The following is a 3,502-nucleotide window of genomic DNA, read 5'->3' as shown; positions in this document are numbered from 1 at the left end:
CTGTATTTACACCTTCACCCGCCGCTTCGACTCCGATTAAGCGCACCGAAGGTTCATGCATAAACTCATGAAACAAGCCGATCGCATTGGAACCTCCACCCACGCAAGCCAGTAGAATATCTGGTAATCCTCCCCATTTCTCTTGGGACTGAGCGCGAGTTTCTATACCAATTATCGCGTGGAAGTCACGGACAATCATTGGGTAGGGATGAGGGCCAGCAACAGAACCCAGGATGTAATGAGTTGTTTCTACATTCGTCACCCAATCTCGAATTGCTTCAGAAGTTGCATCCTTGAGAGTTCCCGTACCTGCCTCAACTGGACGAACTTCTGCCCCCATTAACTTCATGCGGAACACGTTCAGGGCTTGGCGTTCCATATCCTGGACGCCCATGTAAATTACACATTTCAAACCAAACCTAGCACATACAGTTGCAGTCGCTACGCCGTGTTGTCCTGCACCTGTCTCTGCAATCACCCGTTGCTTGCCCATGCGTTTAGCTAGTAACACCTGAGCTAAAGCATTATTAATTTTGTGAGCGCCTGTATGATTTAAATCCTCACGCTTTAAATAAATTTGCGGCCCCGTGCCATCTGGTCTAGCGTAGTTTGTTGTCAAGCGTTCAGCAAAATATAATGGGCTGGGTCGTCCTACATAATCGCGCAGTAAGTTTTGCAGTTCTGCTTCAAAACTCGGCTCATTGCAATATTGATTAAATGCCGCTTCTAACTCAGTTAATGCAGGCATTAAAGTTTCGGGGACGTACTTACCGCCGAATTTTCCAAACCTGCCTAAAAGGTCAGGTAGCACAGGCGTAGTTGAAATTAAAGCGTTGATGTCTTGGATGCTTACCACAGTTGAAAATCCTTTATGTTCAAGTATTTTTTACTTTCGTTCTAACTTTTTAGAACTTATCCCACAGATAAAATTCTTTTCGCGTTTCCCTTTCACGGGTTTCGTAGGTATAACCAAGTTCCCTGTGATTCAAAACGTCTATAGGGCGCACCAAATCGTCGGAGTTAAAATTTGGTAATAGAGATACTAAATCTCCTAACGCCGTAGCTTTGGGGGTAGACATACCGCCGTCCCAAGGCCACATTCGGTCTTTAAGGTTGTGTCCGTAAGGCTGACCACCAACAGGATAAAAATCGCTACCTTTATGACCGTTCTCTTGCCATTCAGCCCAGAGGCGGTCTGCATTCGCATGATGCAACCAAAACACTGGGTCATAAGGCGAACTTGGTATATTGCTCATAGTACCCAAGCCCTTAAACTTTACGGGTCTTGTGCTTGCGTCTATCTGTACCCCACCAACTAAACCATGAATGTAGTTATGGATGAATCCTCCTGGGGTGACTTTACCCTGCTCATCTACAGAGATAAATCCTTCCAAAGCAGGGCGAAATAGAGAATAGTTATTAAGAGCCAGGGCACGCTCAATATCTTTTTTGGGTACAGGGTAATCGCTGGCAGGAGGTAGTCGTAGAAAGCGGACAAGTGATGTACCTAATGATGTTTGGGTATCTGGGTCAATGTTTAATGCTGGATTCATAACCCAGCCATTTGCAGCAGCAAAAGCCCCAGGCACAGGGCCGCCTGTAAAGTTTCCTTGATTTGGAATTTTGATGGTTACTCCTTGACCGTTAGAACCAAGAAAGTCATCGTTAAAAATCACATCAAGTGCTTTGGCGTCTGTCCAATCCCAGTATGGGAGAGTAACATTTGGGTCTACTGCTTGCAGTGCTTGTTCAAATCTGCGAATATATTCTCGATGCCAAGGGAAAAATGCGGCATTTTCATGAGCAAGTTCTTGAACGGAACCATTGGAATGTCCTTTATGGTTATGAATCAAGCGTGTTGCCCCTATATGTATGGCAACGAATTGGTCGTAAATACTGAGCTTGCTACCTGCGGGAATTGTAGTTTTTAAGGTTTTGATAGCCTTGACTAAGGCTGTTTTCTCTGCTGATGTCAGGTCAGTTACGTTCTTTCTTACAGCTAGGCGAGCGTATTGTCCAACATTGTGATTCCAATGGTATTTGTATTGTTTGTGGTCAATGCGATCGTGGGCGAAGACTGTAATAGCACAGGCGCTAACTAGAAGTACGCTATAAATTAATATTTTGACAGATTTCAGCAGGTATTTCATTATCTTAATAAAATAAGAGGAGCAGCACTTCTCTTCTCCTGTCGGAGACGCTGCGCGAACGAGACGCTCCGCGAACGACTATGCTTAGTGACCGAGGGGCAGCATTAGATGTAGGTTGGGTGGAGCGGAGCGCAACCCAACACATATCAGGATGTTGGGTTACGCAAAGCCTCCACCCAACCTACTACTAGAAGTACGCTATAAATTAATATTTTGACAGATTTCAGCAGGAGTTTCATAGCCAAGATTTCCTTTGTATTTCTTCCTTTGCGACCTTTGCGCCCTTTGCGGTTCGTTATTTCTTTATCGAACCACAGAGGCGCAGAGAACGCAGAGAGAGAAAAGAGAGCTTTTTTATTTTGCGGAACCAACTTGTTGCAGGGATACTGGAGTAATGGCTGCTTTGAGTTCCTGACAAAATTCTTTTACAGCTTGCAATCCTTCAGTTGGGCTACCTTCAGCTAATTTTTTAACGAAGGCACTACCAACAATCACCGCATCTGCACCCCATTCTTTTACTTGATGTGCTTGTTCTGGCCCGGAGATGCCAAAACCAACGCCGATGGGTTTATCGGTGACGCTTCGCAAATCTGTTAATAAATATTTTACGCGGTCTTGAATTTGAGCGCGGATACCTGTAACGCCTGTAACGCTCACTAGGTAGATAAAACCCTGAGATTGATGAGCGATCGCTTCAATTCTATCTCTAGAACTGGTAGGAGCTACGAGTAAAATTACCTCAATTCCGAAAGATGCAGCAGTTTGGATTAATTCTTCTGCTTCTTCTAAGGGTAAGTCTGGTACTACTAACCCTTGCACGCCAGCAGTGGCAATTTGCGCTAAAAACGACTTAATACCCCGGTGCAAAATGGGATTGTAATAAGTAAATAGAATTATTGGCGCTTTTAGGCTAGGAATCACTATGTGCAACATCTCTAGCACTTGCTCTAATTTTGTGCCTTTTTGCAAAGCGCGGGTTGCTGCTGCTTGAATCACAGGCCCATCTGCTAGAGGATCGGAGTAGGGAACGCCCAACTCGATGAAGTCAGCGCCGTTACGATCTAAGATGCGTAAAGCCTCGGCGGTGGTTTCTAAGTTAGGATCGCCTGCTGTGATAAAGGGGATTAAAGCACACTGTTGGCGATCGCGTAATGTTTGAAAGGAAGCGGAGATAGAAGTCATGCTGAAGAATAGTTAATGATTGTTTAATAGTTTTGAAATATTTTACACTTAGCAATTAGCGATGCCCATGCTAAATTTTTTGTTAACGAGTCTTTGATACTCGTGAATGAGGCTTTTATCTCCGTTAACGAGTCTTTGATCCTCGTGAATGAGTCTTTTATCTCCGTTAA

3 protein-coding genes are annotated in these 3,502 nt (G+C 44.4%); all 3 read right to left on the bottom strand.

All coding sequences use genetic code 11. The features are described from left to right. On the bottom strand, window positions 1-856 hold an 856-nt coding region (trpB, locus tag LC653_RS25295; RefSeq protein ID WP_229497466.1), incomplete at its 3' end, for a tryptophan synthase subunit beta. Window positions 857-905: 49 nt separating this feature from the next. After that, window positions 906-2,150 (bottom strand): tyrosinase family protein, encoded by a 1,245-nt coding sequence (locus LC653_RS25290; protein ID WP_229497465.1) that lies wholly within the window; start codon window positions 2,148-2,150, stop codon window positions 906-908. A gap of 354 nt (window positions 2,151-2,504) precedes the next feature. Continuing rightward, entirely contained in the window at window positions 2,505-3,332 is an 828-nt protein-coding gene (trpA, locus tag LC653_RS25285; protein WP_229497464.1) for a tryptophan synthase subunit alpha, read from the bottom strand. Window positions 3,333-3,502: the final 170 nt, after the last annotated feature.

The organism is Nostoc mirabile CHAB5784 (assembly GCF_020829645.1).
GTDB classification, from domain to species: domain Bacteria; phylum Cyanobacteriota; class Cyanobacteriia; order Cyanobacteriales; family Nostocaceae; genus Nostoc; species Nostoc mirabile.
This window is presented reverse-complemented; position numbering and strand designations above follow the sequence as displayed.